The sequence below is a fragment of the Micromonospora sp. DT4 genome, assembly GCF_049841675.1.
Classification (GTDB): domain Bacteria; phylum Actinomycetota; class Actinomycetes; order Mycobacteriales; family Micromonosporaceae; genus Micromonospora.
Genome location: NZ_JBNCKT010000088.1, coordinates 1 through 24,246, shown reverse-complemented (window position 1 = coordinate 24,246; position 24,246 = coordinate 1). Strand labels below are relative to the sequence as shown.

The window sequence follows — 24,246 nt, the reverse complement described above, 5'->3', positions numbered from 1 at the left end:
GTGAAATCCTTGTTCCGCAAGCCCGAAGTCCGCTACGCCGCCTCCTGACCATCAACTATTTGCCTTACGGGTCAATATCTGGAGTCGATCACTGGCCGCTCTCGATCACGCAAGGTCGGGCCGGCCCTCGTCGCGGGGCAGCCGCGCCACCATCTCGTGGAACTCCCGTACGGTCACCGCCTCGCGCAGGGTCGCGAAAACGGCGCCCGTGCCGAGCCGTGCGGTGGCGGGATCCACTCCGGCACGCTGGGCCACCCGGCGCAGGAAGTCCACCGGACCGGCGTCCATCGGCGGGGGCGTGCCGGGCCCACCGATGTCGAGGGCCACCCCGGTGTCGATGCCGTCACCAACGCTGGTCGGGGCCGGCGGTGGGGCGGTCGGGTCGGCGTACGGCTCCGGTGCGAAGTCGCCCAGATAGCCGTCGACCTGGTCCGGAAGGTACCCGGCGGGGTCGGGCGCGGCACCGGTGACCCGTTCCGCCATCGTGGTGAGCACCGCGCGGGCGAGGGCGGCGGCCTGCTCGGTCGGTAGGCCGGAGCGCCGGGACACCGCGTCGATGAACTGCGGAAACCCGTCGCCGCCCGCGCTGTCGGTCACGCCGGGGCGGTTACCCGTACTCGACGGGGGCAAACGACGCCCGGGCCCGGCCAGCGGCCGTCAGCGCGGCAGGTCCTCGGCCAGTCCAGGCCACCTTGTCGATCTCGCGCACGCCATCCCCTTCACGGCCGCCGGGACGGGCACGCTAGCAGGCGTCGGCGTTCACGGCTGCTCGTCGGCGAGCAGGTCGAGCAGCAGCGCGGCGGTCCAGCCGAACGCCGGTGAGCCCAGCCCGGCCCCGGTGTCGGGGTGGAAGTACTCGTGGCAGCCCGCCCCGGCGACCAGGTCGATCATCGAGCGGCGTAGGCCGGCCGCCAGCTCGGGGTGCCCGTGGGTCACCAGGCCGCGCCGTACCAGCCAGCCGATGTTCAACCAGCTCGGTCCGCGCCAGTAGCGCAGCGGTTCGAAGTCGGGTGCGGTGCGGTCGTAGCTGGGCAGTGGGCGGTCCATCCCCCGGGCCACCCCGAAGCGCGCCGACGTCGCCTCGACGACGAGCGCCTCGGCCTGCCGGGTGGGCAGGTCGGGCAGGAGCAGCGGCGCGAGCCCGAGCACGGTACGCGCGCCGACGAGCCGGTCGGTGCGCAGGTCGCGGGGCTGGAACGTGCCGGTGCCCGGGTCGTACAGCCGTCGTACCAACGCCTCGGTGACGCGGTCCGCGCGGACCCGGTGTGGGCCGGGGTCCGCGCCGGTCAGCGTGGCGATCTCGGCCAGCGCGTGCTCGGCGGACCCGAACGCCGCGTTGAACAGCGGGCACTCCACCAGGAACGGATGGCCGTCGGCCAGGTCGCGGTCGGCGTAGCCGTGGTCGCGGTAGGCCGCGACGATCGCCAGGTAGCGGGCGTAGTCCAGGTCCGTGGGGCGGTGCGCGGCGTCGGCGTGCGCGGTGTCGTGCCGACGGTACGCGCGCATGACGGCCGCCTCGGCGTCGACCGCGGCCATTGGCTCGTCCCAGGCGGGGCTGTTGTCCAGACCGGACTCCCACGGGTGTACGACGCACACCAGCCCGTCGCCGGCCACGTCCCGCCGCGTCGCCAGGTAACTCTGCTGGGCGACCAGCGCCGGGTAGAGCCCGCGCAGCGCCGCCAGGCCGGCCCGGTCGGGCGCGCGCCGGTAGGCCAGCAGCGCGGCGAGCGCGTGCACCGGCGGCTGGACGAGGCCGGAGGTGTCCACGCCCGGCGCGCCCTCGGCGTCGGCCGAGCGCCACAGCTCCGGGCCGGGGAAGTACGCGCCGACGCGCAGCGCCGGGTTGAACACGATGTGCGGCACCCGTCCGTCGGCCCACTGCGCCCGGAACAGGCTGGTCAGCTCCCGCCAGGCCCGCTCGGGACGGACGTGCGCCAGCCCGATCGCGATGAACGCCGAATCCCAACTCCACTGGTGCGGGTAGAGCGTGCGCGACGGCACCGTGTGGTCGTGCTCCCAGTTGGCGTCGAGTGTGGCGACGGCGAGCCGGCGCAGCCCGGCCAGGTCGGTCGGACCACCGGTGCGGGTGGGGACAGCGCCGGCGGTCATGCGGCGGCCCGGCGGGGCAGCGCGTGCCGCAGCACCGTCGCGGCCTCCTGGAGGGCGCGGACCGGGTCGCCGCGCAGTCGGCATTCCAGGGACAGCCAGCCGCGGTAGTCCAGCTCCAGCAGGGTCCGCACGAGCGCCGGCCAGTCCAGGTGCCCGGCGCCGGGCTGGTAGCGGTTGGAGTCGCTGACCTGCACGTGCCCGAGGTACGGCGCGGCGGCGCGCAGCGCGCGGTGCACGTCGTCCTCCTCGATGTTCATGTGGAACGTGTCGGCGACCACCCGGACCGAGGGCAGCCCGAGTGCGGCGCAGAGGGCGACCGCCTCGTCGAGCCGGTTGACCATGTGGTCCTCGTACCGGTTGAGGGGTTCGAGGAACAGGGCGACCCCCTCGGCCCGGGCGTGCTCGCCCAGGGTGCCGAGGGCGTCGAGGAGCACCTGTCGGTCGCCGGCCGGCGGGCGCGGCGGCTCGAACGGCGGCAGCCGCCGGGAGAACATGCCCCACGCGGCCGGGGTCATGACCCCGACGCCGCCCAGCTCGGCGATGACCGAGAGCTGGGAGCACAGGTTGCGGACCGCGTCGGCGGACCGATCGGGGTCGAAGTCGCCGATGAAGTGGTCCATCTCGACGCAGACGGTGGGCATCACCACCCCGGCGGCGCGGGCCCGGCGCAGCTCGGGCAGGCGGCGGGCGAAGGAGAGGTCGCCGCGACCGCGCAGTTCGATGCCCTGGTAGCCGAGCGCGGTGGCGAGGGCGTACTTCTGGATCAGGTTGGTGCCCGGCAGGAGTTGTTCCTGGCAGGCGAGCGCGATGGTGGTCATCTAGAACCTCAACACCACTTGGAGGACGTCACCGGCGCCGCGGTCGAGCAGCGCGAGGGCGTCGGCGACCGCGCTGGCGTCGACGATGTGGCTGACCAGCGGCAGCGGGTCGACGCTGCGGTCGGCCACCAGCTCCATGAAGGTCTGCGCCACCCGGTCACCGGTCCACCGGCCGGCCATGCCCGGCGCGGGGGTGGGCCCGGAGACCTGGGCGGCCACCAACTGGATGCGGTTGTGGTGGAACTCCTCGCCGAGGCCGAGTCCGTCGGCGTGGCCCTGGTAGAAGCCGGCGGCCACGACCCGGCCGGCGTGTGCGGTGGAGCGGATCGCCTCGTGCAGCGCCGGGTACGCCCCGGACAGCTCCAGACAGACGTCCGCGCCCCGGCCACCGGTGGCCTCGCGCAGCACGCTGGCGGCGGACTGCGCCCCGGCGTCCACCGTGGACCGTGCGCCGTAGCGGGTGGCGTGGGCCAGCCGGCCGGGCACCCGGTCGACGGCCACCACCCGGGCGCCGGAGAGAGCCGCGAGACGGGTGGCGAGCAGCCCGATGACGCCCTGCCCGAAGACACCGACCCAGTCCCCCAGGTGCAGGTCACCGGCGAGCACGGCGGTCAGCGCGATGGCGCCGGGCCGGGCGAAGACCGCGACGAGCGGGTCCAGCCCGACGGGCACGGGACGGACCGCGTCGGCGGGCAGCACGGCCTCGGCGCGGTGCCCCCAGATGCCCCACACGAGCTGGCCCCGATGCCGGTCGGCGACCTCGGTGGCCACCTCGACGACCTCGCCGACCTCCTCGTAGCCGAAGCCGATCAACGGGTACGGCACGGGAGCCTGGCGGGGGACGAACATCCGGGCGGTGTCGTCCCAGTCCTTGCTGAGCCGGGGATTGCTGCCCCGGTAGAGGGTCAGCTCGGTGCCGGCGGAGATGCCCGAGTAGCAGGTGCGGACCCGGACCTGGCCGGGGCCGAGCGGATCTGGTGGGCAGGGCTCGAGACTGATCTGTCGAGGCCCGGCGAGGGAGACCACCCAGTTGCCCATGTGTCACATCCCGGTAGCACTGGGCTCCAGGATAGCCAAAAAATGGCCATATGTCTTGCTATTGATCAATCGAAGGTGTTGAATCCGTCTTGTACCCTTCGAGAGGAGTGCCACCGATGTCAGCACCTCCGAGGCGGATACTCGCCACCACCCTGATCCTGGCACTGGCCACGCCGACCCTGCTGGCCTGCGGAGACGACGGATCCGACAGCAACAGCAAGAAGATCACCGTGTGGAGCCTGGAGGACGTCGCCGACCGCGTCACCGCCACCAAGGCGATCATCGCGGACTTCACCGCCAAGACCGGGATCCAGGTCGACCTCGTCACCGTCAACGAGGACCAGTTCCCCTCGTTGATCGCCGCAAACGCCGCCGCCGGCGAGCTGCCCGACGTGGTCGGCTCGGTGTCCCTGGCCGGCGTCCGTACGCTCGCGGGCAACGAGCTGCTGCACGCCTCGGCGAACGCGGAGGTCGTCGACAAGCTGGGCCGGCAGACGTTCTCGCCCCGGGCGCTGGAGCTGACCTCGGACGACGGCAAGCAACTCTCCGTGCCCAGCGACGGGTGGGGCCAACTGCTCGTCTACCGCAAGGACCTGTTCGACGCCGCCGGCCTGCCCGCACCCGACACGTACGAACGGATCGCCACCGCGGCGGCGAAGCTCAACACCGGCGGCGTCGCCGGCATCACCGCCGCGACCTCGGCGAGCGACGTCTTCACCCAGCAGACCTTCGAGCACCTGGCACTGGCCAACGGATGCCAGCTCACCGACGACTCCGGCGCCGTCACCCTCGACTCACCACAGTGCGTCGAGGCGTTCCGCTTCTACGGCGACCTGATCCGCGCCAGCTCGGTGAAGGGCGCGCAGGACGTGGACACCACCCGGGCCACCTACTTCGCGGGCAAGGCAGCCATGGTGATCTGGTCGCCGTTCATCCTCGACGAGCTGGCCGGGCTGCGCAACGACACCAAGCCGACCTGCCCGCAGTGCCAGGCCGACCCGACGTTCCTGGCCAAGAACAGCGGGTTCGTCACCGCGATCAAGGGTCCGAGCGGCACCGAACCCGCACAGTACGGCGAGATCAGCTCGTGGGCCGTGCTGGACGGCGCGGCGGCCGACCCGGCGAAGTCGTTCGTGGAGTACATGCTCGGCGACGGCTACCCGCGTTGGTTCGGCATGTCCCCGGAGGGCCGGTTCCCGGTGCGCAAGGGCACCCCGGCCGAACCGGAGGCGTTCCTGACCGCCTGGAACACCAGCCCGGCCGGCGTGGACGCCAAGAAGCCCCTCGCCGACGTGTACGGCGACGACGTGCTGGCCACGCTGCGCCGCAGTCCAGACACGTTCGGGCGCTGGGGGCTCAGCCAGGGGCAGGGCAAGCTGGTCGGCGCGATGCTCGGTGAACTGCCGGTGCCCAAGGTGCTGGGCGACCTCATCGCCGGCAAGTCCGACGCGGCGGGCGCGGCCGGCCGGGCCAAGAAGGACGTCGAGGCGATCAAGGCGGGCGTCAATTGACCACCACCGCCCCCGGCACCGCCCGCTCCCCCGCCGGGGAGCGGCCGGAGCGGACCCGCCGCCGACCGCTGACGCTGCGCCGCCGTGAGTCCCGTGCCGGGCTGGCGCTGGTCGCGCCGACCCTGCTCGTCACCATCGCCGTCATCGGCATCCCGATCATTTGGACCGTGGTGCTCGCCTTCCAGCGGGTCCGGCTCGCCACCCTGCGCAAGACCGGCCTGTTCGGCGAGCTGACCATGAACAACATCGATCGGGTGCTGCACACCCCCGGCTTCGCCGACAGCCTGTGGGTCACCCTGCTCTACAGCGTCGGCGGCACCGTCGGGTCGATCCTGCTCGGTCTGGTCGCCGCGTTGGTGGTGCGCCGGCCGTTCCGGGGCCGCACCCTGGTACGGGCCTCCATGCTGCTGCCGTACGTCGCGCCGGTGGTCGCGGTCACCTTCGTCTGGCAGGTGATGCTCGACCCGCAGCTCGGCATCGTCAACCACTGGGGTCAGCGCCTGCTGGGTTGGGACGCACCCGTGCCGTTCCTCACCCAGGAGTCGACGGCGCTGGCCACGGTCATCGTGTTCGAGGCGTGGCGGTACTTCCCGTTCGCGTTCCTGTTCCTGCTGGCCCGGCTCCAGGCGGTGCCCGGCGAACTGGAGGAGGCCGCCCGCGTCGACGGGGCCACCCCCACCCAGCGGTTCCGGCACATCCTGCTGCCGCAACTCCTGCCGGTGATCGCCCTGCTGGGCGTACTGCGCTTCATCATGACGTTCAACAAGTTCGACGACGTCTACCTGCTCACCGGCGGGGCCGCCGGCACCGAGGTGGTGAGCGTCCGGGTGTACGAGTTCCTCACCGCCCGTACCGACATCGGCGCGGCCGCCGCGCAGGCGGTCGTGCTGGCCGTGGTGCTCATCGTGTTCGTGTTGATCTACCTGCGCTTCTTCGGACGGAGGGTCGGCTGATGGACCGCGACATGGTCGAGACAGTGAGCCTGCGTTGGCTGCGCCGCCTGGTGATCGCCGCGTTCCTGGTGGTCACCGTCTTCCCCTTCTACTACATGCTGGTGCTCTCGGTACGCCCCATCGAGCGGCTGCTGCTCGACCCGGGCTCGCTGGTCGTGGGCTTCGGCGAGCTGACCGTCGCCACGTACGCCGAGGTACTCAAGGCCACCGACGACGGCGGCCAGGGATTCCTCACCTTCATCCGCAACAGTGGTCTGGTCGCCGTCGCGGCGACCGTGCTCACGCTGCTCGTCGCGATCCCCGGCGCGTACGCGGTCGCCCGGCTGCGGTTCTTCGGCCGGCGGCAGGTCGACTTCCTGTTCCTGGCGGTCTACCTGTTCCCGTCGATCGTCATCGCGATCCCGCTGTTCGTGGTGTTCAGCCTCGCCGGGCTGCGCGGCTCACTCTTCGGCCTGGTGCTGGTCTACATCTCGCAGACCCTGCCGGTGTCGGTCTACATGCTGAAGAACTACTTCGAGACCATCCCCGTCAGTCTGGAGGAGTCGGCCGCCATCGACGGCGCCGGCCGGCTCGGCATCATCCGCCGGGTCAGCCTGCCGCTGGCCGCGCCATCGATCATGGCAGTCGCGCTCTACGACTTCATGATTGCCTGGAACGAGTTCCTGTTCGCCCTGCTGTTCCTCGTCGACAAGCCCGACCGGTGGACGGTGTCGCTCGGGTTGTCGCTGCTCTCCGACGGCGTGGAGGTGCCCAAGACGGTGCTGATGGCCGGGTCGGTCGTCCTCACCCTGCCCATCGTGATCCTCTTCTTCGCCAGCGAACGGCTGCTGACCGAGGGCCTGACCAGCGGCGCGGAGAAGGGATGACGCACCCGCCCGGCCGGGCCCGTCCTGCCCGGTTACCGTGGGCCGTATGGCCAACCCGACCCGCTGGGCGACCGACACCGGTCCGGAGCACTCGCAGTGGTACATCGACCGGTTCCGCAAGCTCGCCGCCGAGGGAGCGGACCTGGCCGGCGAGGCCCGGCTCGTCGACACGCTCGTCGTACCCGGCTCGCGGATCCTCGACGCCGGCAGCGGCACCGGGCGGGTCGGTGCGGCCCTGGCCCAGCGCGGGCACACGGTGGTCGGGGTCGACGCCGACCCCGCGCTGGTGGAGGCCGCCCGCGCCGACTACCCCGGCCCGCGCTGGCTGGTCGCCGACCTGGCCGAGCTGGACCTGGCGGCGCTCGGCGAGACGGAGCCGTTCGACGCGGCGGTCCTCGCCGGCAACGTCCTCGCCTTCGTCGCGGTCGGCACCGAGCCGGCGGTGCTGCGACGGCTCGCCGGGCACCTGCGCCCCGACGGCGTGCTGGCGGTGGGCTTCGGCACCGAACGCGGCTACCCGCTGACCGCGTTCGACGCCGACGCGGTCGCCGCCGGGCTGCGCCTGGAGCACCGCTTCGCCACCTGGGACCTGCGCCCATGGCGCGACGACGCGCCCTTCGCCGTCAGCATCCTGCGCCGCCCGGCAACCTGACGCCCGGAGCGGGCTCAGGACAGGACGGCGACGACCCGAGCGGCGTCAGGACGGTGCCGCGAACGGTCGGAGCGGCGTCAGGACGGCGCTGCGACGGCCCGGGCCGCGGCCGGGTCGAGGGTCGCGCCGGCCGGCACGAGGCTGACCAGGCCGGCGGGCAGCCGCACCGGTCGCACGTCGCGATAACCGAGCATGGCCAGCACCTCCCGGTCGGCCAGCACGTACCGCCGGCCCAGGTCGGTGACCACGGACACCGCTCCCCCGGACGCGCCGGGCGCCGCGGCAGCCTCGACCACCGCGCCACCACCCGGCTGCACCACCACGTGGTCGGCCAGCGCCGCGCCGCCGGTCGGCGCGGTCCGCGGAACGGCCGCCAGGTCCGGCAGGTGTACGCCCCAGCGCACCTCGCCCGCGCCGTCGTCGCCGACGCGGGTGCAGATCGCCGCGTCGTCGGTGGCGGCGAGCCGGGGCGGTACGGGCGGCGGAGCGGTCGGGCCGCTCGGGGCGAGATCGGGCATCGTGGGCAGCGCGGCGAACCGACCCAACGTCATCGGCTCCGACTCCCCCTGCCCGGTGCGGGCCAGCAGCAGCCCGGCCTGCAACTCGGTGATCCCGGCCAGCCCGTCGTCGAGCGCCACCGCGTACTGGCGGCCGCCGCCCGAGTTACGCACCAGGTAGACCTGACCGATGGTGGCGCCGGGCACCCGAGTGGCGGGCCGGCCCTCGCCGGGCAGCGCCGGCGGAGCCAGGTCGACGCCGGCGGGGAGCGCGTTGAGCAGGGCGGGCGCGACGGGCACCGCCCGCGTCCGGGTGGTCGCCAACGCGGCCAGCACCCGGTTGGGATCGCGGATCAGGTAGCGGCGCTGGTGCCATACGAGGTGGAGCCCGCCGTCCGGGTGGCGCAGCAGCAACGCGTCGTCGCCGAGCGACCGGCCGCCGTCGGGGTCGACGCCGATGAGCAGCGCCGAACGGCTGTCCGCGCCGGCCGTCGTCGAACAGACCGTCCAGGCCGCCGCCGCGAGCCGGTCCGGCGCGGGCAGCGAATCCGGTGCATCGGCGATGCCCAACGGCAGACCGCGCGGCACGCCGTCGATCGAGCGCCGGGAGACCAGCACCGTCTTCGACCGGGCCGCCCCGACGATCAGCAGCGCCGAGGCGTAGTTGAGCACCGGGTGCAGCTTCTGCTCGCGGTAGACGAACCGGGCGCCGGACTCCTTCTCCACGATCACCGCGCCCGGGTCGCGCCACCCGGTGCCGCCACCGGCGAACAGGCCGTAGAGCGCCGAACCCCCGAGCCCGATCACCGCCACGAGGACGCTGGCCAGGCCCGCGCCCGCCAGCCGCCGAAACGGCGACTGGGCCGGGTCGGTCTCCCGCATCACCAGCGCGGCGACCGCCCGCTGGACGCTGAACTGATAGGAGTGCAGCTGATCCTGCCGCGACGGCATGAAGTTCCTTCCGCTGGTTCGGCCGGGCACAGGATATGCGCTGCGTCGATGTCCCGTGGACCCTGCGTGTCGGCGCGGACCCCGGTCGGTACCATCCGGGGACGAATCCGGCGGCGAGAGGGCATCCGTGGGCGCGCGCTTCGAGGAACTGGCCTGGCGGGAGACCCCGATCGGCGCGATCAGCCTGCGGCGGCGCCGCGACCCGGCGCTCCAGGTCGAGGTGTACGAGGTCAAGCTCGACGACGAGTACCTGATGTCCAGCCTCTTCCCCGTCGCCGAGATCGAGCTGGCCCGGCTGGGCCTCGCCGAGTTGACCGGTGACACCCTCGACGTGGTGGTCGGCGGCCTCGGGCTGGGCTACACCGCGTGCACCGCCCTCGCCGACCCGCGAGTGCGGGCGCTGCTCGTGGTGGAGGCCATCGAGGACGTCATCGACTGGCACCGGCGGGGCCTGCTGCCGTTCGCGGCCGGGCTGGCCGAGGACCCGCGGACCCGGTTCGCGCGGGCCGACTTCTTCGCCGCCGTGGCGGGTGACGAGGGGTTCGACGCACAGACGCCCGGGCGACGCTTCGACGCGGTCCTGCTCGACGTCGACCACTCGCCGCGCAACGTGCTGCACCCGAGCCACGCGCCCTTCTACACGCCGGACGGCCTCCGTCGGCTCGCCGCGCTGCTTCGGCCGGAGGGCGTCTTCGCGCTCTGGTCGGACGACCCACCGGACGACGGGTTCAGCGCGGCGCTCGCGGAGGTGTTCGCGACCGCGCGGGCACACGTCGTGCCGTTCGCCAACCCGCTGACCGGAGGCCAGTCCGCCAACACCGTCTACGTCGCCCGCCGCTGAGCACCCCGCCAGGTCGCGCCGGGTGGCGTTTGAGGGTGGTGAAATCGGGAAGGTGCGGCCCCGGGGTCGCCGCATCTCGCGCCGCGGCCGCGGTCACGGGAGGTTCTCCATGCGTGCCCTGCTCTGGGTCGTCGGCGTGGTCGCCGGCGTGCTGATTCTGCTCGGGCTGCTCCTCGAGGCGGTCCGCTGGCTGATCATCATCGGTCTGATCGCGCTGGTGATCGTGGTCATCCTGGGCGTGGTCAAGGGACGGCAGGCGATGAACCACCAGACCCGTCGACGGTGACGCCCCGCCCGGTCCGAACCAGTCCGCGCGCATGTCGAGCGCGGTGCGGTCGAGGCCGTCCAACAGCAGGTGCGCCCGCTCGCGGTCGGCGTCGGCCGGCGCGGTCTTCTCCTCGTCGAGCAGCCGGTCGCAGGGCGTGCCCGCCGGGCAGCAGGCGCACGTGCAGGACATCGTCGGTGAGATCGAACGACGCGATCTCCGCGACGTGGTGCTGGTCGGCCACAGCTACTCCGGCATCCCGGTGGGTTAGACCCCGGCCGGGAGGTGCTCACGAACATCATCTCTGTCAGGCGGCGTTCGAGTCGGTGCTCGCCGACAACGGCGGTGCGGCTCCACCCCGCACCCGGGCGGCACGCTGACCGAGCCGGCCGTGCTGACCGAGCCGGCCGTGCTGACGCGTCCGCTGGGCGAGTTGCCGACGACGTACGTCAAGTGCCTGCTCGACGGGCCCGAGCCCAACGACACCCTGTCCGCGCTGCTGACCAGCGAGCGCTGGCGGCTGACCACGACGGCGACGGGCCACTGGCCGATGTTCTCCCAGCCGGACGAGCTGGCTCGGTTGCTGGCGGCGGAAGCGAGCTGACCGGCGCCCCGTGCCGACACGGGCCGTGAAAGGTCGGCTCGGGGGCTGTCGGTGCGATGAGCGTGATGCCTGTGGGTCATCTTGATGACTCACAGGCATCAGGCTTCAGGGGCTAGGTGCCCTCCGGTCAGGAGCGGGACCAGCGGTGGGGGCGACAGCCACACCAGGCCGGTCAGGGTGTGACGATGTCGAGGGTCCTGATGTGGCGCACCGGTGACGCGAGCAGCCCCAACTCGACGGCCGCCAGCATGGCGATCTTCGCCCAGGTCGGGCCGTCGATCAGCGCCGTGAGCGCCAGTGGGGCGGGGAACACCACCGCGCCGATCATCGCCGTAGGGCCGACGCCGGTGGCGTGCGAGACGCGGGATGCCAGGGCCGCGCCGGCGAGTCCGCCGAGCGCGCCGATGCCGAATGCGACGCCGATCGCGCCGGCCGACAGGCCGAGCAGGTTGGGCAGCCAGATCAGCGCGGTGAGGACGCTGACCTGCACGGGCGTCGCGGCGAGCAGGGCGACGGCGATCAGGGGCAGGGCCAGCTCGCTGATCCGGTCGCCGAACGCCGAGATCATCTGGCCGATCCAGAACGTGCGGAACCGCCGGTCGCGGTTCAGCGCCGGTGCGGGCGGTGCGTCGATGGCCGTCATGACGTCGACGAAAAGTCGCTGCTTTCGGGCAGCAGGTAGCGCAGCATCCGGACGGGCTGGGCGCCGTCCGGCGTCGTCTCGTCGTCCTTGCGCCGCACGTACGGGGCGAGCAGCTCCTCGATCGCCTCTTCCAGGTGCCGCAGCTCGTCCGGTGTGGCGACGAAGCGGGTGTCGGCCACCCCGGCCAGTCCGCGCCACTCGGCGTCCAGCCGGGGTTCGTCGTGCAGCAGCCACCGCTGGGGCGCGTCGGCATAGCGGGCGAACATCTCGCCGCGCAGCTGCCGGGCTGCGGCCTGCCCCTCGGCGTCGTCGGGCAGCGTGAAGCGGAACCCCCGGGCGGCCGCCTGCCACCAGCGCTCCCGCATGCTGGTAGCGCCGTCGGCGTCGGTGACGAGGCCGAACGTCGCGAGGTGACGCAGGTGCCAGCTGACCACCGACGGCGTGGCGCCGACGTGCGGCGGCCGACGTGCGGCGACAGACCGGTGGCCGTGGCCGTGGCAGTGGCAGTGGCAGTGGCAGTGGCAGTGGCAGTGGCAGTGGCCGTGGCCGTGGCAGTGGCCGTGGCAGTGGCAGTGGCCGTTTCGAAAGTAGTTTCTCAGATTCAGCGAGGCAACCCCCGGACACGTCGCCTCGCCCTGGGCACCCCCCGTCCGGCCGCCCAGGGCGAGGCGATGATCAGGTGACGTTCGGCAGGTCCGTCGGCGGGATCACGCCGTTGGCGATCGGCAGACCCGTCCCGTACGCCGAGACACCGCCAAGGGTCGACCTGGTCAGCGCGGTGCACCCGGTGAGTGCCACGGTGTCGCTGGTCCGCTGCACGCCGAGCACGAACATCGCTCCCGTGTTGTACGAGAAGTCCTCGAACGGCGCGGTCACCAGCAGCTCCGGCTTCCCGTCGTTGGTCACATCGAGAATGCGTACCGCGCTGCCGAACGCCTCGCTGGACTGCGGGTTGGCGTTGATCATCGAGTGGCCCTCCTGGAACGTGGAGTCCAGCCCCGACTGGAGCCCGGACGCGCCGCCGAGGAAGACGTGGACCATGCCCTGCCCGCTGCCCGCGCCGGCGTCCTCCCCGGGGACGCCGACGGCGAGATCGTCCGCGCCGTCGTTGTCGAGGTCGCCGACCGCGAGCGCGGCGCCGAACTGGTCGCCGGCCTCGGCGCCATCGCCCACGCCGGGTGAACTCTGCGAGATGACCAGCGTGCGCGCGCTGCTGATCAGGTCGGTGCCGCCCCGCAGCACGAGAAGGGCACCGGACTTGCTGGGACCGCCCTTGTACTGGTCGGCGTAGACCACGACGTCGGCGTTGCTGCCGCCGTGAAAACGACCGATCGCGACGCTGCTGTAGCTCCCGCCGGTCTTCGTCTTGTCCACACACACCGACGTGCTGCCGGTCACCGTCACACCGCTCGCGGAACCCTTCAGGGCATACACACAGCCCTGCGCACCTGTCGTACCGCTGACGTCCTCGCCCTCGACGTTGATCACCAGGTCGTCGCGGCCGTCGCCGGTGAGGTCGCCGGCGGCGACCGACGAACCGAAGTGGTCGTTCTTCTCCGCGGTTCCTCGTCGCCGGGGGCGCACTGCTACTCTCCGCCGTCATCTCGATCCTGTTGCTCGTCGATCCCTGGCACGAGGACGACCTCGCGGTGGTGAGCGACGTCGGCAAGTACGCGTGCACGTACACCCAGCAGGGCGACCTGCTGTACGCCGGGAGCAGCACGACGACGTCACACCTGGTGCTGCGCAACAGCACCGGTCCGGACGCCGCCGAGGTGCAGTGTCTGCTGCGACGCCACAACCTGTCCCCCGGCGAGGTGGACGGGTATTTCGGCGAGCACACCGAGGCCGAGGTCAAGCGGTTGCAGCTCCAGGATCATCTGCCCGCCGACGGGATCGTCAGTCAGCAGACGTGGCAGTTGTTGCGACATGTGCGATGAGCGAGGGGCCGGCGATGGCGTACCCACCGAACGCGACCCGCTGGCGCGCGCTCCCGCGCGGGCTGCCCGCGCCGTGCACGCTCCTGGTCACCGAACTGCGGGAGCTGAAAGACCGCGGCCGCCTGAGTCTGGACCAGTTGGCGGCGACGACCGCGATCAGCAGGTCGTCGTGGGAACGCTATCTCAACGGCAAGCAGTTCCCGCCCCGTCAGGCGGTCCGGGCGCTGTGCGAGGCGGCAGGTGAGCCCGACGACCGGGTTTTGAGGTGCTGGGACGTGGCCGACGCGGCTTGGAGCGGTCGCGCGCAAACCGCTACCGGTGCGACGACCGCATCCGACGTCGCGCTCGCCGGCGCACCGCCTCGGCGGCGGCCCGGGCTCACGCGCAGAGCGCTGCTGGCCGCCTCCGACCTGGTCGCCACCCGTCCGGTGGCCAGCGCGGTCGGGGTCGCCCTGGCGTGCGCGGCGATGGTCACGCCGGCCGCTGTGGTCCACGCCTCCCCCGCCACCGCCGTCGCGGACACCCGCCCACCCATCTGTGAGCTGCGGGACTGCGAGGGCCGCAACCCTCGCACCACGGCCTGCGAGGACCCTGTCACGGTGGCGTCCCACACCGCGGCGGACGGCACCCGGCTGGAGATCCGCTTCAGTCCGAGCTGCCGGGCCGGGTGGATCCGCACCTGGCCCACGCACGCCGGCTTCCGCCTCGAGGTCAGCGGACCGGACGCCCGACCCCAGACCGCTGTCGCCGCGACCCCGGCGACGGACCAGCAGGTGACCACCACGGCGATGATCGCGGCGCCCGACCCGTCGAGCCTGCGCGCCTGCTACTACCCCTCCGGCGATCAACCTGGACGGGAGTGCTTCGGCGTCACCGACTGACGGTTCCGCCGCTCAGCTCACGCCCAGCCGGGCCAACGGCTCGACCAGCTCCCGCTCCTCGTAGCTCAGGTGCGACAGCAGGGCGTCGGTCAGCAGGTTCACGGCGGCGCGCAGCTCGGCGCGAGCGGCACCGTCCTCGGCGCCACCGGCGGCAGCGGTCATCGGCGAGCTGGAGCGGGAGTTGCGGATCGACCGGGAGGACGCGCACGGCCGACCGCGCCGCACCCAGGACCGCTCCGAACGGTGACCGCACACTCTCCTTCAGTGACACAGTGATCGGTTAGTCTCGATCCTGTTCCCCCGGTGACGCGACGAGACCACCGTTGAGATCGCCGCCCGCCCGTCGGCGCGTACCTGCGTCGCCTGCGCCAGCCGACGGTGACGGTGGCGGCGCCCGCGGAGCCGGTGGCTGGCGGACGTCGCGGGGTCGGTAGCGGGCGCGCGTCGACGGCTGCCGCTCAGGCGACGCTGGGGCTGCGGCGTTCCAGCAGGACGACGTCGCGCCAGCGGTCGTGGTGGCGGCCGATCCGCTCGCGTACGCCGATGACGCGGAACCCGGCCCGCCGGTGCAGGGCCAGGCTGGCGGTGTTCTCGGGGAAGATGCCGGATTGGATCGTCCAGATGCCGGCGGTCTCGGTCGAGGTGATCAGCGCGTCGAGCAACAGCCGGCCGATGCCGCGCCCCTGGGCCACCGGGTCGACGTAGATCGAATGCTCGACGACGCCCGCGTAGACCGGGCGGCTCGACGTCGGTGCGACGGCGACCCAGCCGAGGGCGAGGCCGTCGGCGACGGCCACGAACCGGTGCGCGGCCAGACGAGTGGCGTCGAATGCGGCCCAGGTCGGTGCGGTGACCTCGAAGCTGGCGTTCCCGCCGTCGAGGCCGAGCTGGTAGATCGCCAGGATGCGGTCCGCGTCGCCGGGACTCATCGGTCGCAGGGTCGCCTCGGCCATGGTCGGGCTCCGATCTGGTCTGTCGAACCCCGGGACGGTGTCGCGGATCTGTCGAACCAGACAGTTGTACCGTGCGGAGACATCGGCTTCCGGCCGCGTCGGCCGGTGTCCCGCAGGCCCCGCGCCCCACGCACCAAAAGGTGTGATGTATCGAATCGGCGGCGACCGTGCGCCACACCCGTGAGATTGGCCGCTACCGTGAACGTCGAACCTTCGCCGGCGTTCGCAGGTTCCTTTACTGCCAGCAGCCCAGAGCGGCAAGAGACGTCGTGAGCGACCACCACGGCTCGACTCTGACAAACCGAGGAAACGTTAGATGTCTATGCGTGGGGACCGGCTGACGTCGTTGACGCGCCCAAAGCGCCCTCCGTATACTCCAAATGATCATCTGACCTTTTGCCGAGCCGGGCGAGGAGCGCATGCCGCAGATCACTGGCGTCACCGTCGAGGACGTCCGCTTTCCCACCTCGCTGACCGCTGACGGGTCCGACGCCATGAACAAGGACGGCGACTACTCAGCGGCCTACGTCATCCTGCACACCGACGGTGTGGACAGCGCCGGTGTGCCGCTGGCGGGTCACGGCCTCACCTTCACCATCGGTCGGGGCAACGACATCGTCGTGGCGGCGGCGGCCCACCAGGCCCACCGCCTGGTGGGCCTGGACGTCACGACGATGGCCGCCGACATGGGCGCGGTCTACCGCCTGCTCACCTCCGACACCCAGCTACGTTGGCTCGGCCCCGAGAAGGGCGTCGTCCACCTGTCCCTGGCGGCCGTGCTGAACGCGGCCTGGGATCTGGTCGCGCGCCTGGCCGACAAGCCGCTGTGGCGGCTGCTCACCGACATGTCCCCCGAACAACTCGTCGACATCGCGGACCTGCGCTACCTGTCCGACGCGTTGACCCGGGACGAGGCGCTGGCGATCCTGCAGGCCCAGCAGAGCACCAAGGCCGACCGCCTGGCCGAGTTGGCGCGCACCGGTTACCCGGCCTACACCACCTCCGCGGGCTGGCTCGGGTACGGCGACGACAAGCTGCGTCGACTGTGCCAGGAGGCCGTCGACTCCGGCTACGGTTACGTCAAGCTCAAGGTGGGCGCCGACCTCGACGACGACATCCGCCGGTGCACGATCGCCCGGGAGATCCTCGGCCCGGACCGCAACCTGATGCTCGACGCCAACCAGGTGTGGGACGTCGACCAGGCCATCGAGTGGGTCAACGCGCTGGCCCGCTTCACGCCACTGTGGATCGAGGAGCCGACCAGCCCGGACGACATCCTCGGCCACGCGGCCGTGCGCCGCGCCGTCGCTCCCGTCGGCGTCGCCACCGGCGAGCACTGCCACAACCGGGTGATGTTCAAGCAGTTGTTCCAGGCCGAGGCCATCGACTTCTGCCAGTTGGACACCGGCCGGCTGGCCAGCGTCAACGAGATCGTCGCCGTGCTGCTGCTCGCCGCGAAGTTCGGCGTTCCGGTGTGCCCGCACGCCGGCGGCGTCGGGCTCTGCGAGATGGTCCAGCACGTGTCGGTGCTCGACTACGTCGCGGTCTCGGGGGATCTCACCGGTCGCGTCACCGAGTTCGTCGATCACCTGCACGAGCACTTCACCGATCCGTGTGTCATCCGGGACACCGGTTGGGGCAGCGGGTACATCCTGCCCGACGCGCCCGGCTACTCCACCCGCATGCACCCCGAGTCGATCGAACGGTACCGGTTCCCGGACGGCCGTTACTGGGCCTCGACCGAGACGGCTACCGTGTCATCTCCGGAGCCGTACGTGATCGCGGGTGGAGCGGCCACCCCCGCCGGCCGCTAGGAGGTGTCATGTCCCGCACCGACGAAGTGGTGAACGGCATCAAACGGATGATCCTGGAAGGGACGTTCAAACCCGGGGATCGGCTGCCCATCGAGAAGGACCTCGCCGAGTCCCTCGGCGTCTCGCGGGGTTCGCTGCGCGAGGGGATGTCGGCGCTGTCGATCCTCGGCATCGTCAACATCCGCCAGGGTGACGGCACCTACGTCACGAACCTCGACGCGCCGCAACTGCTGGCCCCGATGGGCTTCGTGGTCGACTTCCAGGGGCAGGGCGACGGACGGCACATCCACACCGTCCGCCGGCTGCTCGAGTGCGAGGCCGCCCGGTTGGCGGCGACCAGGATCACCGACGAGGCCCTCGCCCAGGCCGGGGAGCTGCTCGACGAGGCTGCCCGGATCGCCGGCCGGTCGCCGCAGCACCACGAGCGGATCATGGAAATCGACATCGCGTTCCATCGGATCATCGCCGCACACGCCGACAACCCGGTGCTCATCGGCCTGATCGAGGCGTTCGCCGGGCGCACCCTGCGAGGACGGCTCTGGCGGAGCCTGCACGAGGAGGGCGCGGACCGGCGTACGCACGACGAGCACGTGGCGATCCTGAAGGCCCTCCGGGCGCGCGACCCGGAGCGGGCCCGCACCCGGATGGCCAACCACCTGATCGGTGTGGAGGAGTCGCTACAGGGGTTGCCCGACGAGGGGTGAGACCGATGGGCGGGCGGGTGATCGCCCGCCCGCGCCGCGCGTCGGTGGGACCGTTGCCGGTCCACCGCGGGCGGTCACGGGCGGGCGAGCACCGTCACCGCTCGTCCCGCTCCGCGCCCTTGCTTCCGGTCATCGCCGCGACCAGATCGTCGGTGGTGACCTCGTCGGCGCGCAGCCGGGCGGCCCGCCGGCCGAGACGCAGCACCTCCACCCGGTCGGCGATCTCGAGCACCTGCGGCATGTTGTGGCTCACCAGCACCACCGACATGCCCGCCTCCCGAGCCCGCCGGACGACGTCGAGCACCCGCTCGGTCTGCACGACGCCCAGCGCCGCGGTGGGCTCGTCGAGGATGACCACGTTCGTCGCCCAGATGATCGCCCGCGCCACCGCAACGCACTGCCGCTGCCCACCGGACAGCATCGCGATCGGCGTGGTGACCCGCGGAATCCGTACGCCCAGCTCGTCGAGGGCCGCGGCGGCACCCTGCCGCATGGCTCGTTTGTCGAGCAGACCCAGCCGACCGAGCGGCCCGGAGCGCAGGATTTCCCGCCCGAGGTAGAGGTTGGCGGCGACGCTGAGGTCGTCGGCGACCGCGAGATCCTGGTAGACGGTCTCCACCCCCGCGCGCCGGGCGTCCACCGGAGTCGCGAAGTGGACCAGACGCCCACCGACCCGGATCTCGCCCTCGTCGGGCGCGTGCACACCGGAGAGCGTCTTGACCAGCGTGCTCTTGCCGGCGCCGTTGTCGCCGATGAGGGCGACGACCTCCCCCCGGTGGACCGTGAAGTCAGCGCCACGCAGCGCTTCGACGTGGCCGAACCGCTTGACGATCCCACGGGCTTCGAGCACCGGCGGCTCCTCGGGAGACCGCCGCTGGTCGCTGTCGGTCGTCGGCGCGGAGGTCGTCGCCATCACTGCACCGGAGGGTTGGCGCAACTGGGCTCGAGCACCGCCTTGATCTCCGGCGAGTCGATGTTCTTCTTGGTGACGAACGTGACCCCGGTGTCCGCCGACGCCAGCGGCGCCTTGTCGCGGAGGTGCTTGACCATCTTGTCTACGCCGAAGTAGCCCATCTTGAAGGGGTTCTGCACGACCAGCGCGGAGATCTGGCCGTTGCGCAGTCCGACGATCTCGTCGGGGGCGGCGTCCCAACCGATGATGACCACCTTGCCGGACTTGCCCGCCGCCTGGATGGCCTGCGCGGCGCCGAGCACGCTCGGCTCGTTGGCGGCGAAGATGCCGGCGAGGTTGGGGTTGGCGGTGAGGATGTTCTCGGTGACCCGCCGCGCCTCGTTGACGTCACTGCGGCTGGGCTGCTGGCCGACCAGCTTGAGGTTGGGGAACTGCGCGAGGCCGGCTTTGAAGCCGTCGACCCGCTCGGTGTTGGTCTGCGAGCCGGGTTGGAACTCCACCAGCGCCACGTCGTGGTTGCCGGGGCCCAGCTCGGTGGCGAGCAGCTTGGCGGCCTCGACGGCCGACGCCTTGTTGTCGGTGGCGAAGAGCGGCACCCCCGACGGCTGCGGGCTGGTGCCCGAGTCGATCATCGCGACCGGGATGTTCGCGCCGAGCGCCTGGTCGGTGGCCGGGGCCAGCGCGCGGGAGTCGGTGGCCGCGTAGACGATCCCGTCGACCTTCTTGGTGACGAAGTTCTGGATCAGGTTGACCTGCCCTTCGACGTCGGTCTCGGTGGTCACCCCGTCCCACTGGACCGTGACGTCGCCGGCGCGTTGGGCAGCGCACTCGGCGCCCGCCTTCACCGTGTTCCAGTAGTCGGCCCCGACCGCCTTGGGCACGACGGCGAGCTTCAGCGGCCCGGAGGCTTCCTTGGTCGCGCCGTCGTCTCCGTCGCGGACCTCGACCCCGCCGCAGGCGCCGAGTAGGGCGACCGCCGTGGCGGCGGCGAGGATGGCCTGCGCGCGCAGGAGGTTACCTCGTGGACGTCGGCTGGTGGTGGTGTGTGCCATGGTGTGCGTCCTTCCTCTGTCGAGCTGCGGGAACGGCATGTCAGCCCCGTGACTCCAGCCGCCGACGGCGGTACTGGTCGAAGTAGACGGCAGCCCAGATGATCAGGCCGACGATCACCTGCTGGTAGTGGATGCTGATGTCGAGCAGGACGGCGCCGTTGCGCACCAGTGCGATGAGGAAGGCGCCGATGATCGTCCCGACGATCCGGCCCTGCCCGCCGAACAGACTGGCGCCGCCGATGACTGCGGCAGCGATGACGTCGAGTTCCAGCGAGATGCCGTAGTTCGGCTGGCCGGAGTTGACGCGGGAGGCGGCAATCATGCCGCCAAGACCGACCAGGACACCCGCCAGGACGTACACGTAGGTCAGGTGACGGCCCACCGCGACGCCCGAGCGGCGGGCCGCTTCCAGGTTGGAGCCCATCGCGTAGGTGTACTGCCCGAAGCGGGTCTGCGAGAGCAGGAAGGCGACCCCGACGGCGACCACGGCGGTGATCACGACGGCGAACGGAATGCCGATGATCTCCCCGTTGCCGAGCAGCTGGAACGACCGGGGCAGCCCGTAGACGCCGACCGCGCCGGTGATGATGAAGACCAGGCCCCGGCCGACCGACATCGTTCCCAGCGTCGCGATGAACGGGGGTATCCGGGCGACGGTGATCAGCAGCCCGTTCAGCAGTCCCGCCAGGGCGCCGACACCGATCGCGACCGCCGTCGCCGCGAGCAGCGGAAAACCCAGATCCCGGACGACCATCGCACCCGCCACGCCGGCGAGCGCGGCGACCGAGCCCACCGACAGGTCGATGCCCCTGGTGATGATGACCATTGTCTGCGCGGCGGCGATGATGGCGATCACCGCGGTCTGCGCGCCGATGTTGAAGAGGTTGTCCGCCGTCAGGAAGTACGGACTGGCGAAGCTCAGCGCGATGAACAGGACGATGAGCGCGGTCGCGGCGGTGAACTCGGACAGCGCGTGGGAGACGCGTTCGCGTAACCAGTCGTTGAGCGCGCCGCCCTGGGTCTGATCGGTCGCCTCGACGGCACTCATCGCCGGGCCCGGCTCTCGTCCACTGTGTCCCCGGCTCGGCACGCGCCCCCGCCGGTGATTGACGCTCTCCCTCGCAACCGGACCTCCCCAGGAAGTCACACACGGGGCCACGCCCCGCAGCGCCTGCACGATAGATCGGATGTTTCCTGTGATCAGGCGTTACCTTGCCATGGCCACACTCGTGTTGCCAAGGTCCTACCGCCATGTTGTGGCATCGTTATGCGTGTCTCGAAGGCGATATACGTCGGACCAAAAAATCGTTGCCCGTGGCCGGGTGGCGGCGAGCGCCACATCCGGACACGCTGTTAACGGTAACGTCCGACCAGGGCGGCGCGGACGTGCTCATCGAAGGGCCTCGCTTCCCGGTCACCACTCGCCTTGAGCATGTTATCGATAACATGCTATGTTCCGCCAAGGAGTCGAGGGCACGCCCCTCCCGTTCGGAATCATCGGCACCTCGAAGGGCATCGGGTCCTCTGACCCGGTCGACGGTCGGTGACCTGTCCGAGCCACACCTGTCCGGCGTACGCCGTGTTTCCGCGTCCCCGCACGCGGCCGCTCCGTCGTGACGTGCGCCCTCAGGAATCGCCGTTGTCGATCCATCGGGCCGTCCCGGGCACCGCCGAATCCCGCCCTGAACGGAACCCACGGACTGTCCACCACCGGTGCGGCAGCCCGACCTCGACTCCGCCGCCACCATCTCCGAAAGGCAGGACCATGGACAAGACCCCCGACGAACGCGCACCGCGACCCCGGTTCCGGGGCCGTCGGGCACTGGTGCCGCTCGCGGCCACCCTCGCGGCGGTCGCCGCGACGGTAGCGGTGACCTCCGCCGCCAACGCCGGCACCACCCTGGGCGCCTCGGCGGCCGAGAAGGGCCGCTACTACGGCGCGGCGGTACCCGCCTTCAAGCTGTCCGACAGCCAGTTCGCTGGCATCGTGAACCGGGAGTTCAACCAGCTCACTCCCGAGAACGAGATGAAGTGGGACGCCACCGAGCCGCAGCAGGGCCGGTTCAGCTACGGCGGCGGGGACCAGATCGTCGCCCACGCGCAGTCGCACGGCATGATCGTCCGCGGCCACACGCTGCTGTGGTACCAGCAGCAGCCGGGCTGGGCGCAGGGCATGTCCGGCACCGCGCTGCGCAACGCCGCCATCAACCACGTCACCCAGGTCGCCACCCACTTCCGCGGCAAGATCTACGCCTGGGACGTGGTGAACGAGGCGTTCGCCGACGGCGGCAGCGGCGGGCGACGCGACTCCAACCTGCAGCGCACCGGCAACGACTGGATTGAGGCGGCGTTCCGTGCCGCCCGCGCCGCCGACCCGGGCGCCAAGCTCTGCTACAACGACTACAACACCGACGGCGTCAACGCGAAGTCCACCGGCATCTACAACATGGTGCGCGACTTCAAGTCCCGCGGCGTACCGATCGACTGCGTCGGCTTCCAGTCCCACCTCGGCACCTCGGTGCCGGGCGACTACCAGGCGAACCTGCAACGCTTCGCCGATCTGGGCGTCGACGTGCAGATCACCGAGCTGGACATCACCCAGGGCTCCAACCAGGCCAACGCGTACGCCCAGGTCACCCGGGCCTGCATGGCCATCCCCCGCTGCACCGGCATCACGGTGTGGGGCGTACGGGACAGCGACTCGTGGCGCGGTAACGACAACCCGCTGCTGTTCGACCGTTCGGGCAACAAGAAGGCGGCGTACACCTCCGTCCTCGACGCCCTCAACGCGGGCATCGGCAACCCGACCACGCCGCCGCCGACGACGCCGCCGCCCACCACTCCTCCGCCCACGACGCCGCCGCCGACCACCCCGCCGCCCACCGGTAGCGGCTGCACCGCCTCGGTGTCGCTGAACTCCTGGAACGGCGGCTTCGTCGCCACGGTCAAGGTCAACGCCGGTTCGACGGCCGTGCGGGGTTGGACGGTCCGGGTCACCCTGCCCTCGGGCACCGCCGTCACCAACACCTGGAGCGCGCAGGCCAGCGGCTCCTCGGGCACGGTGGACTTCCGCAACGTCGACTACAACGGCCAGATCGGCGCGGGCGCCAGCACCGAGTTCGGTTTCCAGGGCACCGGCGCCAGCCCGTCCGGCACTCCCACCTGCACCGCGAGCTGATCCGTCCCCTCTCAGCTCACCCCCTGGGCACCCCCGGAGCGTCGCGGACCACCGCGCGCCCCGGGGGTTCCCCGTCGTGGGGTGAGCCGGCGAGCGATCCGGGACGCCTGCCTCAGGCGTCGAGGCTCGCGCGGACGGCGGCGGTGAGCCGGTTGGCGCGCTCGTCGCCTGCGGACAGCATCTGGTTGACATCGTCGCCACCACCCGCTTCGCCGGCGGCCTCATCCGCGGCGCCCTCGACGCGGCCCGGGAACGCGACCACGTGCTGCTGATCACCGCGACGCAGGGCGACGCCACGTTCGAGCAGTACGCCATCGAGGCCATGCTCGACCGGCAGGTCGACGGGGTGATCTATGCGGCGATGGCCACCCGGCGGCTGACGGTGCCACCGGCCATCCGCGGCGGCTCGGTGGTGCTGCTCGACGCCACCAGCTCCGACGGCCTGCCCTGCGTGCTTCCCGACGACGACCGGGCCGGTCGCGCCGTCGCCATCGGCTTCCTCGACCACGTCGACGGGGCGTTCATCGGCGCGCTCAGCGACCCCGTTCCGGTGCGCTACCACCCGTCCACCGGGCCCATCCTGCACCCGGCGGAGGCGGACGCGGCGAACTGACCACCGGACCGCCTCCGTACGACCACCGCTCGCCCGCGCGTCCGCCCGGCGACCTCTCGACGGGCCGGACGACGACAGGCCCGGTCCGGGACGGTGTCGCCCCGGACCGGACCTGTCGGTACTGCTGCCAGCGCCTACGTCAGCGCCCTGACCAGACCGGCTAGCCCTGCATTCCGCACGTCGGGGTCTGTCATCCGAACGGTGTAACTTCTCTCCGTTCTATCGATGATGTTGGGCTGTTTACCGGCGGGCGGCGGAGATCCGGCCGTCGAAGGTGATATCGAAGGCGTTCAACGCTGCTTTCCAGCGGTTGGACCATCGGGTGCGGCCCTTGCCGGTGGGGTCGAGGCTGGTGACCGCGAGGTAGAGGATTTTCAGCGCGGCCTGCTCGGTGGGGAAGTGCCCGCGGGCGTTGACCGCACGACGGAACCGGGCGTTGAGGCTCTCGAT

General features: G+C 71.6%; 29 protein-coding genes. 14 read left to right on the top strand and 15 right to left on the bottom strand.

The genetic code is table 11. The annotated features are described in order from the left end of the window. Positions 1-105: 105 nt before the first annotated feature. The 4 genes from ACLQ24_RS21840 to ACLQ24_RS21825 all read right to left on the bottom strand — a co-directional run bounded on the left by ACLQ24_RS21840 (position 106) and on the right by ACLQ24_RS21825 (position 3,965). Positions 106-597 carry a DUF2267 domain-containing protein gene (locus ACLQ24_RS21840; protein ID WP_425893567.1) on the bottom strand — a complete coding sequence of 164 codons (492 nt, stop codon included), beginning with the start codon at positions 595-597 and terminating at the stop codon, positions 106-108. Positions 598-759: 162 nt separating this feature from the next. Then, positions 760-2,109 (bottom strand): MGH1-like glycoside hydrolase domain-containing protein, encoded by a 1,350-nt coding sequence (locus ACLQ24_RS21835; RefSeq protein ID WP_425893566.1) that lies wholly within the window; start codon positions 2,107-2,109, stop codon positions 760-762. After that, on the bottom strand, positions 2,106-2,927 hold the full coding sequence (locus ACLQ24_RS21830) for a TIM barrel protein (protein ID WP_425893565.1): 822 nt from the start codon (positions 2,925-2,927) through the stop codon (positions 2,106-2,108). The genes ACLQ24_RS21835 and ACLQ24_RS21830 overlap by 4 nt, the downstream gene beginning before the upstream one ends. Then, a complete protein-coding gene (locus tag ACLQ24_RS21825) occupies positions 2,928-3,965 on the bottom strand; it encodes a zinc-dependent alcohol dehydrogenase (RefSeq protein WP_425893564.1) in 1,038 nt (345 codons plus the stop codon). A gap of 116 nt (positions 3,966-4,081) precedes the next feature. On the opposite strand from ACLQ24_RS21825, the gene ACLQ24_RS21820 reads away from it, so the two are divergent. Genes ACLQ24_RS21820 through ACLQ24_RS21805 form a run of 4 tightly spaced genes read left to right on the top strand, consistent with a single transcriptional unit; the run spans position 4,082 to position 7,947 of the window. Then, positions 4,082-5,476, top strand: a complete 1,395-nt coding sequence (locus tag ACLQ24_RS21820; protein WP_425893563.1) for an ABC transporter substrate-binding protein — start codon at positions 4,082-4,084, stop codon at positions 5,474-5,476. Continuing rightward, positions 5,473-6,429 (top strand): carbohydrate ABC transporter permease, encoded by a 957-nt coding sequence (locus ACLQ24_RS21815; protein WP_425893562.1) that lies wholly within the window; start codon positions 5,473-5,475, stop codon positions 6,427-6,429. The genes ACLQ24_RS21820 and ACLQ24_RS21815 overlap by 4 nt, the downstream gene beginning before the upstream one ends. Then, positions 6,429-7,295, top strand: a complete 867-nt coding sequence (locus tag ACLQ24_RS21810; RefSeq protein ID WP_234588159.1) for a carbohydrate ABC transporter permease — start codon at positions 6,429-6,431, stop codon at positions 7,293-7,295. The genes ACLQ24_RS21815 and ACLQ24_RS21810 overlap by 1 nt, the downstream gene beginning before the upstream one ends. A gap of 46 nt (positions 7,296-7,341) precedes the next feature. Next, on the top strand, positions 7,342-7,947 hold the full coding sequence (locus ACLQ24_RS21805; RefSeq protein WP_425893561.1) for a class I SAM-dependent methyltransferase: 606 nt from the start codon (positions 7,342-7,344) through the stop codon (positions 7,945-7,947). A gap of 77 nt (positions 7,948-8,024) precedes the next feature. On the opposite strand, the gene eccB is transcribed toward ACLQ24_RS21805, so the two are convergent. Continuing rightward, positions 8,025-9,395 carry a type VII secretion protein EccB gene (eccB, locus tag ACLQ24_RS21800; RefSeq protein ID WP_425893560.1) on the bottom strand — a complete coding sequence of 457 codons (1,371 nt, stop codon included), beginning with the start codon at positions 9,393-9,395 and terminating at the stop codon, positions 8,025-8,027. A gap of 127 nt (positions 9,396-9,522) precedes the next feature. On the opposite strand from eccB, the gene ACLQ24_RS21795 reads away from it, so the two are divergent. The 4 genes from ACLQ24_RS21795 (at position 9,523) to ACLQ24_RS21780 (ending at position 11,105) form a co-directional block, all read left to right on the top strand. Continuing rightward, entirely contained in the window at positions 9,523-10,236 is a 714-nt protein-coding gene (locus tag ACLQ24_RS21795; RefSeq protein WP_425893559.1) for a spermidine synthase, read from the top strand. A gap of 109 nt (positions 10,237-10,345) precedes the next feature. Further along, positions 10,346-10,522, top strand: a complete 177-nt coding sequence (locus ACLQ24_RS21790; protein ID WP_425893558.1) for a hypothetical protein — start codon at positions 10,346-10,348, stop codon at positions 10,520-10,522. A 31-nt stretch (positions 10,523-10,553) separates the two neighbouring features. Beyond that, positions 10,554-10,772, top strand: a complete 219-nt coding sequence (locus ACLQ24_RS21785; RefSeq protein ID WP_425893557.1) for a hypothetical protein — start codon at positions 10,554-10,556, stop codon at positions 10,770-10,772. A gap of 120 nt (positions 10,773-10,892) precedes the next feature. Continuing rightward, a complete protein-coding gene (locus tag ACLQ24_RS21780) occupies positions 10,893-11,105 on the top strand; it encodes a hypothetical protein (protein ID WP_425893556.1) in 213 nt (70 codons plus the stop codon). Between the two features lie 172 nt (positions 11,106-11,277). Here the strand turns inward: ACLQ24_RS21780 and ACLQ24_RS21775 are convergent, their stop codons facing one another. The 3 genes from ACLQ24_RS21775 to ACLQ24_RS21765 all read right to left on the bottom strand — a co-directional run bounded on the left by ACLQ24_RS21775 (position 11,278) and on the right by ACLQ24_RS21765 (position 13,332). Next, positions 11,278-11,748 (bottom strand): hypothetical protein, encoded by a 471-nt coding sequence (locus tag ACLQ24_RS21775; RefSeq protein ID WP_425893555.1) that lies wholly within the window; start codon positions 11,746-11,748, stop codon positions 11,278-11,280. Further along, on the bottom strand, positions 11,745-12,182 hold the full coding sequence (locus tag ACLQ24_RS21770; protein ID WP_425893554.1) for an ArsR family transcriptional regulator: 438 nt from the start codon (positions 12,180-12,182) through the stop codon (positions 11,745-11,747). The genes ACLQ24_RS21775 and ACLQ24_RS21770 overlap by 4 nt, the downstream gene beginning before the upstream one ends. 241 nt (positions 12,183-12,423) lie before the next feature. Beyond that, positions 12,424-13,332 (bottom strand): FG-GAP repeat protein, encoded by a 909-nt coding sequence (locus ACLQ24_RS21765; protein WP_425893553.1) that lies wholly within the window; start codon positions 13,330-13,332, stop codon positions 12,424-12,426. A gap of 29 nt (positions 13,333-13,361) precedes the next feature. Here ACLQ24_RS21765 and ACLQ24_RS21760 point away from each other — a divergent pair, with 29 nt between their 5' ends. Both ACLQ24_RS21760 and ACLQ24_RS21755 read left to right on the top strand, forming a co-directional pair. Beyond that, positions 13,362-13,688, top strand: coding sequence for a peptidoglycan-binding domain-containing protein (locus ACLQ24_RS21760; protein ID WP_425893552.1), 327 nt, complete (start codon positions 13,362-13,364; stop codon positions 13,686-13,688). Between the two features lie 14 nt (positions 13,689-13,702). Next, positions 13,703-14,569, top strand: coding sequence for a DUF2690 domain-containing protein (locus ACLQ24_RS21755; protein WP_425893551.1), 867 nt, complete (start codon positions 13,703-13,705; stop codon positions 14,567-14,569). A 12-nt stretch (positions 14,570-14,581) separates the two neighbouring features. On the opposite strand, the gene ACLQ24_RS21750 is transcribed toward ACLQ24_RS21755, so the two are convergent. After that, entirely contained in the window at positions 14,582-14,731 is a 150-nt protein-coding gene (locus ACLQ24_RS21750; RefSeq protein WP_425893550.1) for a hypothetical protein, read from the bottom strand. A 296-nt stretch (positions 14,732-15,027) separates the two neighbouring features. Further along, on the bottom strand, positions 15,028-15,522 hold the full coding sequence (locus tag ACLQ24_RS21745) for a GNAT family N-acetyltransferase (protein WP_425893549.1): 495 nt from the start codon (positions 15,520-15,522) through the stop codon (positions 15,028-15,030). A gap of 419 nt (positions 15,523-15,941) precedes the next feature. Between ACLQ24_RS21745 and ACLQ24_RS21740 the strand changes: the two genes are divergently transcribed. Together ACLQ24_RS21740 and ACLQ24_RS21735 are read left to right on the top strand one after the other, a co-directional pair. After that, entirely contained in the window at positions 15,942-17,336 is a 1,395-nt protein-coding gene (locus tag ACLQ24_RS21740) for an enolase C-terminal domain-like protein (protein ID WP_425893548.1), read from the top strand. 8 nt (positions 17,337-17,344) lie between these two features. After that, a complete protein-coding gene (locus ACLQ24_RS21735; RefSeq protein ID WP_425893547.1) occupies positions 17,345-18,040 on the top strand; it encodes a FadR/GntR family transcriptional regulator in 696 nt (231 codons plus the stop codon). 94 nt (positions 18,041-18,134) lie between these two features. On the opposite strand, the gene ACLQ24_RS21730 is transcribed toward ACLQ24_RS21735, so the two are convergent. The 3 genes from ACLQ24_RS21730 to ACLQ24_RS21720 are packed head-to-tail and all read right to left on the bottom strand — an operon-like array spanning position 18,135 to position 21,053. Further along, the gene (locus ACLQ24_RS21730) at positions 18,135-18,953 is read right to left on the bottom strand and encodes an ATP-binding cassette domain-containing protein (RefSeq protein WP_425893546.1); all 819 of its coding nucleotides are present in this window, start codon (positions 18,951-18,953) and stop codon (positions 18,135-18,137) included. Next, entirely contained in the window at positions 18,953-20,005 is a 1,053-nt protein-coding gene (locus tag ACLQ24_RS21725; RefSeq protein WP_425893545.1) for an ABC transporter substrate-binding protein, read from the bottom strand. The genes ACLQ24_RS21730 and ACLQ24_RS21725 overlap by 1 nt, the downstream gene beginning before the upstream one ends. A gap of 40 nt (positions 20,006-20,045) precedes the next feature. Beyond that, positions 20,046-21,053, bottom strand: a complete 1,008-nt coding sequence (locus ACLQ24_RS21720) for an ABC transporter permease (protein ID WP_425893544.1) — start codon at positions 21,051-21,053, stop codon at positions 20,046-20,048. 717 nt (positions 21,054-21,770) lie between these two features. Here ACLQ24_RS21720 and ACLQ24_RS21715 point away from each other — a divergent pair. Continuing rightward, on the top strand, positions 21,771-23,183 hold the full coding sequence (locus ACLQ24_RS21715) for an endo-1,4-beta-xylanase (RefSeq protein WP_425893543.1): 1,413 nt from the start codon (positions 21,771-21,773) through the stop codon (positions 23,181-23,183). A gap of 112 nt (positions 23,184-23,295) precedes the next feature. On the opposite strand, the gene ACLQ24_RS21710 is transcribed toward ACLQ24_RS21715, so the two are convergent. Further along, positions 23,296-23,445: a hypothetical protein gene (locus tag ACLQ24_RS21710; protein WP_425893542.1), complete on the bottom strand. Its 150-nt coding sequence runs from the start codon at positions 23,443-23,445 to the stop codon at positions 23,296-23,298. Here ACLQ24_RS21710 and ACLQ24_RS21705 point away from each other — a divergent pair, their 5' ends adjacent. After that, positions 23,446-23,796: a hypothetical protein gene (locus ACLQ24_RS21705; protein WP_425893541.1), complete on the top strand. Its 351-nt coding sequence runs from the start codon at positions 23,446-23,448 to the stop codon at positions 23,794-23,796. A 240-nt stretch (positions 23,797-24,036) separates the two neighbouring features. Here the strand turns inward: ACLQ24_RS21705 and ACLQ24_RS21700 are convergent. Further along, positions 24,037-24,246 (bottom strand): transposase (locus ACLQ24_RS21700; RefSeq protein WP_425893540.1); only part of this gene is annotated, 210 nt, incomplete at its 5' end.

Bases quoted from the DNA above. Each gene is read 5' to 3' on its own strand.
- ACLQ24_RS21785 (WP_425893557.1), top strand. From the start codon at position 10,554: ATGTCGAGCGCGGTGCGGTCGAGGCCGTCCAACAGCAGGTGCGCCCGC.
- ACLQ24_RS21775 (WP_425893555.1), bottom strand. From the start codon at position 11,748: ATGACGGCCATCGACGCACCGCCCGCACCGGCGCTGAACCGCGACCGG.
- ACLQ24_RS21830 (WP_425893565.1), bottom strand. From the start codon at position 2,927: ATGACCACCATCGCGCTCGCCTGCCAGGAACAACTCCTGCCGGGCACC.
- ACLQ24_RS21725 (WP_425893545.1), bottom strand. From the start codon at position 20,005: ATGGCACACACCACCACCAGCCGACGTCCACGAGGTAACCTCCTGCGC.
- ACLQ24_RS21790 (WP_425893558.1), top strand. From the start codon at position 10,346: ATGCGTGCCCTGCTCTGGGTCGTCGGCGTGGTCGCCGGCGTGCTGATT.
- ACLQ24_RS21805 (WP_425893561.1), top strand. From the start codon at position 7,342: ATGGCCAACCCGACCCGCTGGGCGACCGACACCGGTCCGGAGCACTCG.
- ACLQ24_RS21740 (WP_425893548.1), top strand. From the start codon at position 15,942: ATGCCGCAGATCACTGGCGTCACCGTCGAGGACGTCCGCTTTCCCACC.
- ACLQ24_RS21715 (WP_425893543.1), top strand. From the start codon at position 21,771: ATGGACAAGACCCCCGACGAACGCGCACCGCGACCCCGGTTCCGGGGC.
- ACLQ24_RS21730 (WP_425893546.1), bottom strand. From the start codon at position 18,953: ATGGCGACGACCTCCGCGCCGACGACCGACAGCGACCAGCGGCGGTCT.
- ACLQ24_RS21810 (WP_234588159.1), top strand. From the start codon at position 6,429: ATGGACCGCGACATGGTCGAGACAGTGAGCCTGCGTTGGCTGCGCCGC.
- ACLQ24_RS21820 (WP_425893563.1), top strand. From the start codon at position 4,082: ATGTCAGCACCTCCGAGGCGGATACTCGCCACCACCCTGATCCTGGCA.
- eccB (WP_425893560.1), bottom strand. From the start codon at position 9,395: ATGCCGTCGCGGCAGGATCAGCTGCACTCCTATCAGTTCAGCGTCCAG.
- ACLQ24_RS21720 (WP_425893544.1), bottom strand. From the start codon at position 21,053: ATGAGTGCCGTCGAGGCGACCGATCAGACCCAGGGCGGCGCGCTCAAC.
- ACLQ24_RS21750 (WP_425893550.1), bottom strand. From the start codon at position 14,731: ATGACCGCTGCCGCCGGTGGCGCCGAGGACGGTGCCGCTCGCGCCGAG.
- ACLQ24_RS21825 (WP_425893564.1), bottom strand. From the start codon at position 3,965: ATGGGCAACTGGGTGGTCTCCCTCGCCGGGCCTCGACAGATCAGTCTC.
- ACLQ24_RS21735 (WP_425893547.1), top strand. From the start codon at position 17,345: ATGTCCCGCACCGACGAAGTGGTGAACGGCATCAAACGGATGATCCTG.
- ACLQ24_RS21755 (WP_425893551.1), top strand. From the start codon at position 13,703: ATGGCGTACCCACCGAACGCGACCCGCTGGCGCGCGCTCCCGCGCGGG.
- ACLQ24_RS21835 (WP_425893566.1), bottom strand. From the start codon at position 2,109: ATGACCGCCGGCGCTGTCCCCACCCGCACCGGTGGTCCGACCGACCTG.
- ACLQ24_RS21745 (WP_425893549.1), bottom strand. From the start codon at position 15,522: ATGGCCGAGGCGACCCTGCGACCGATGAGTCCCGGCGACGCGGACCGC.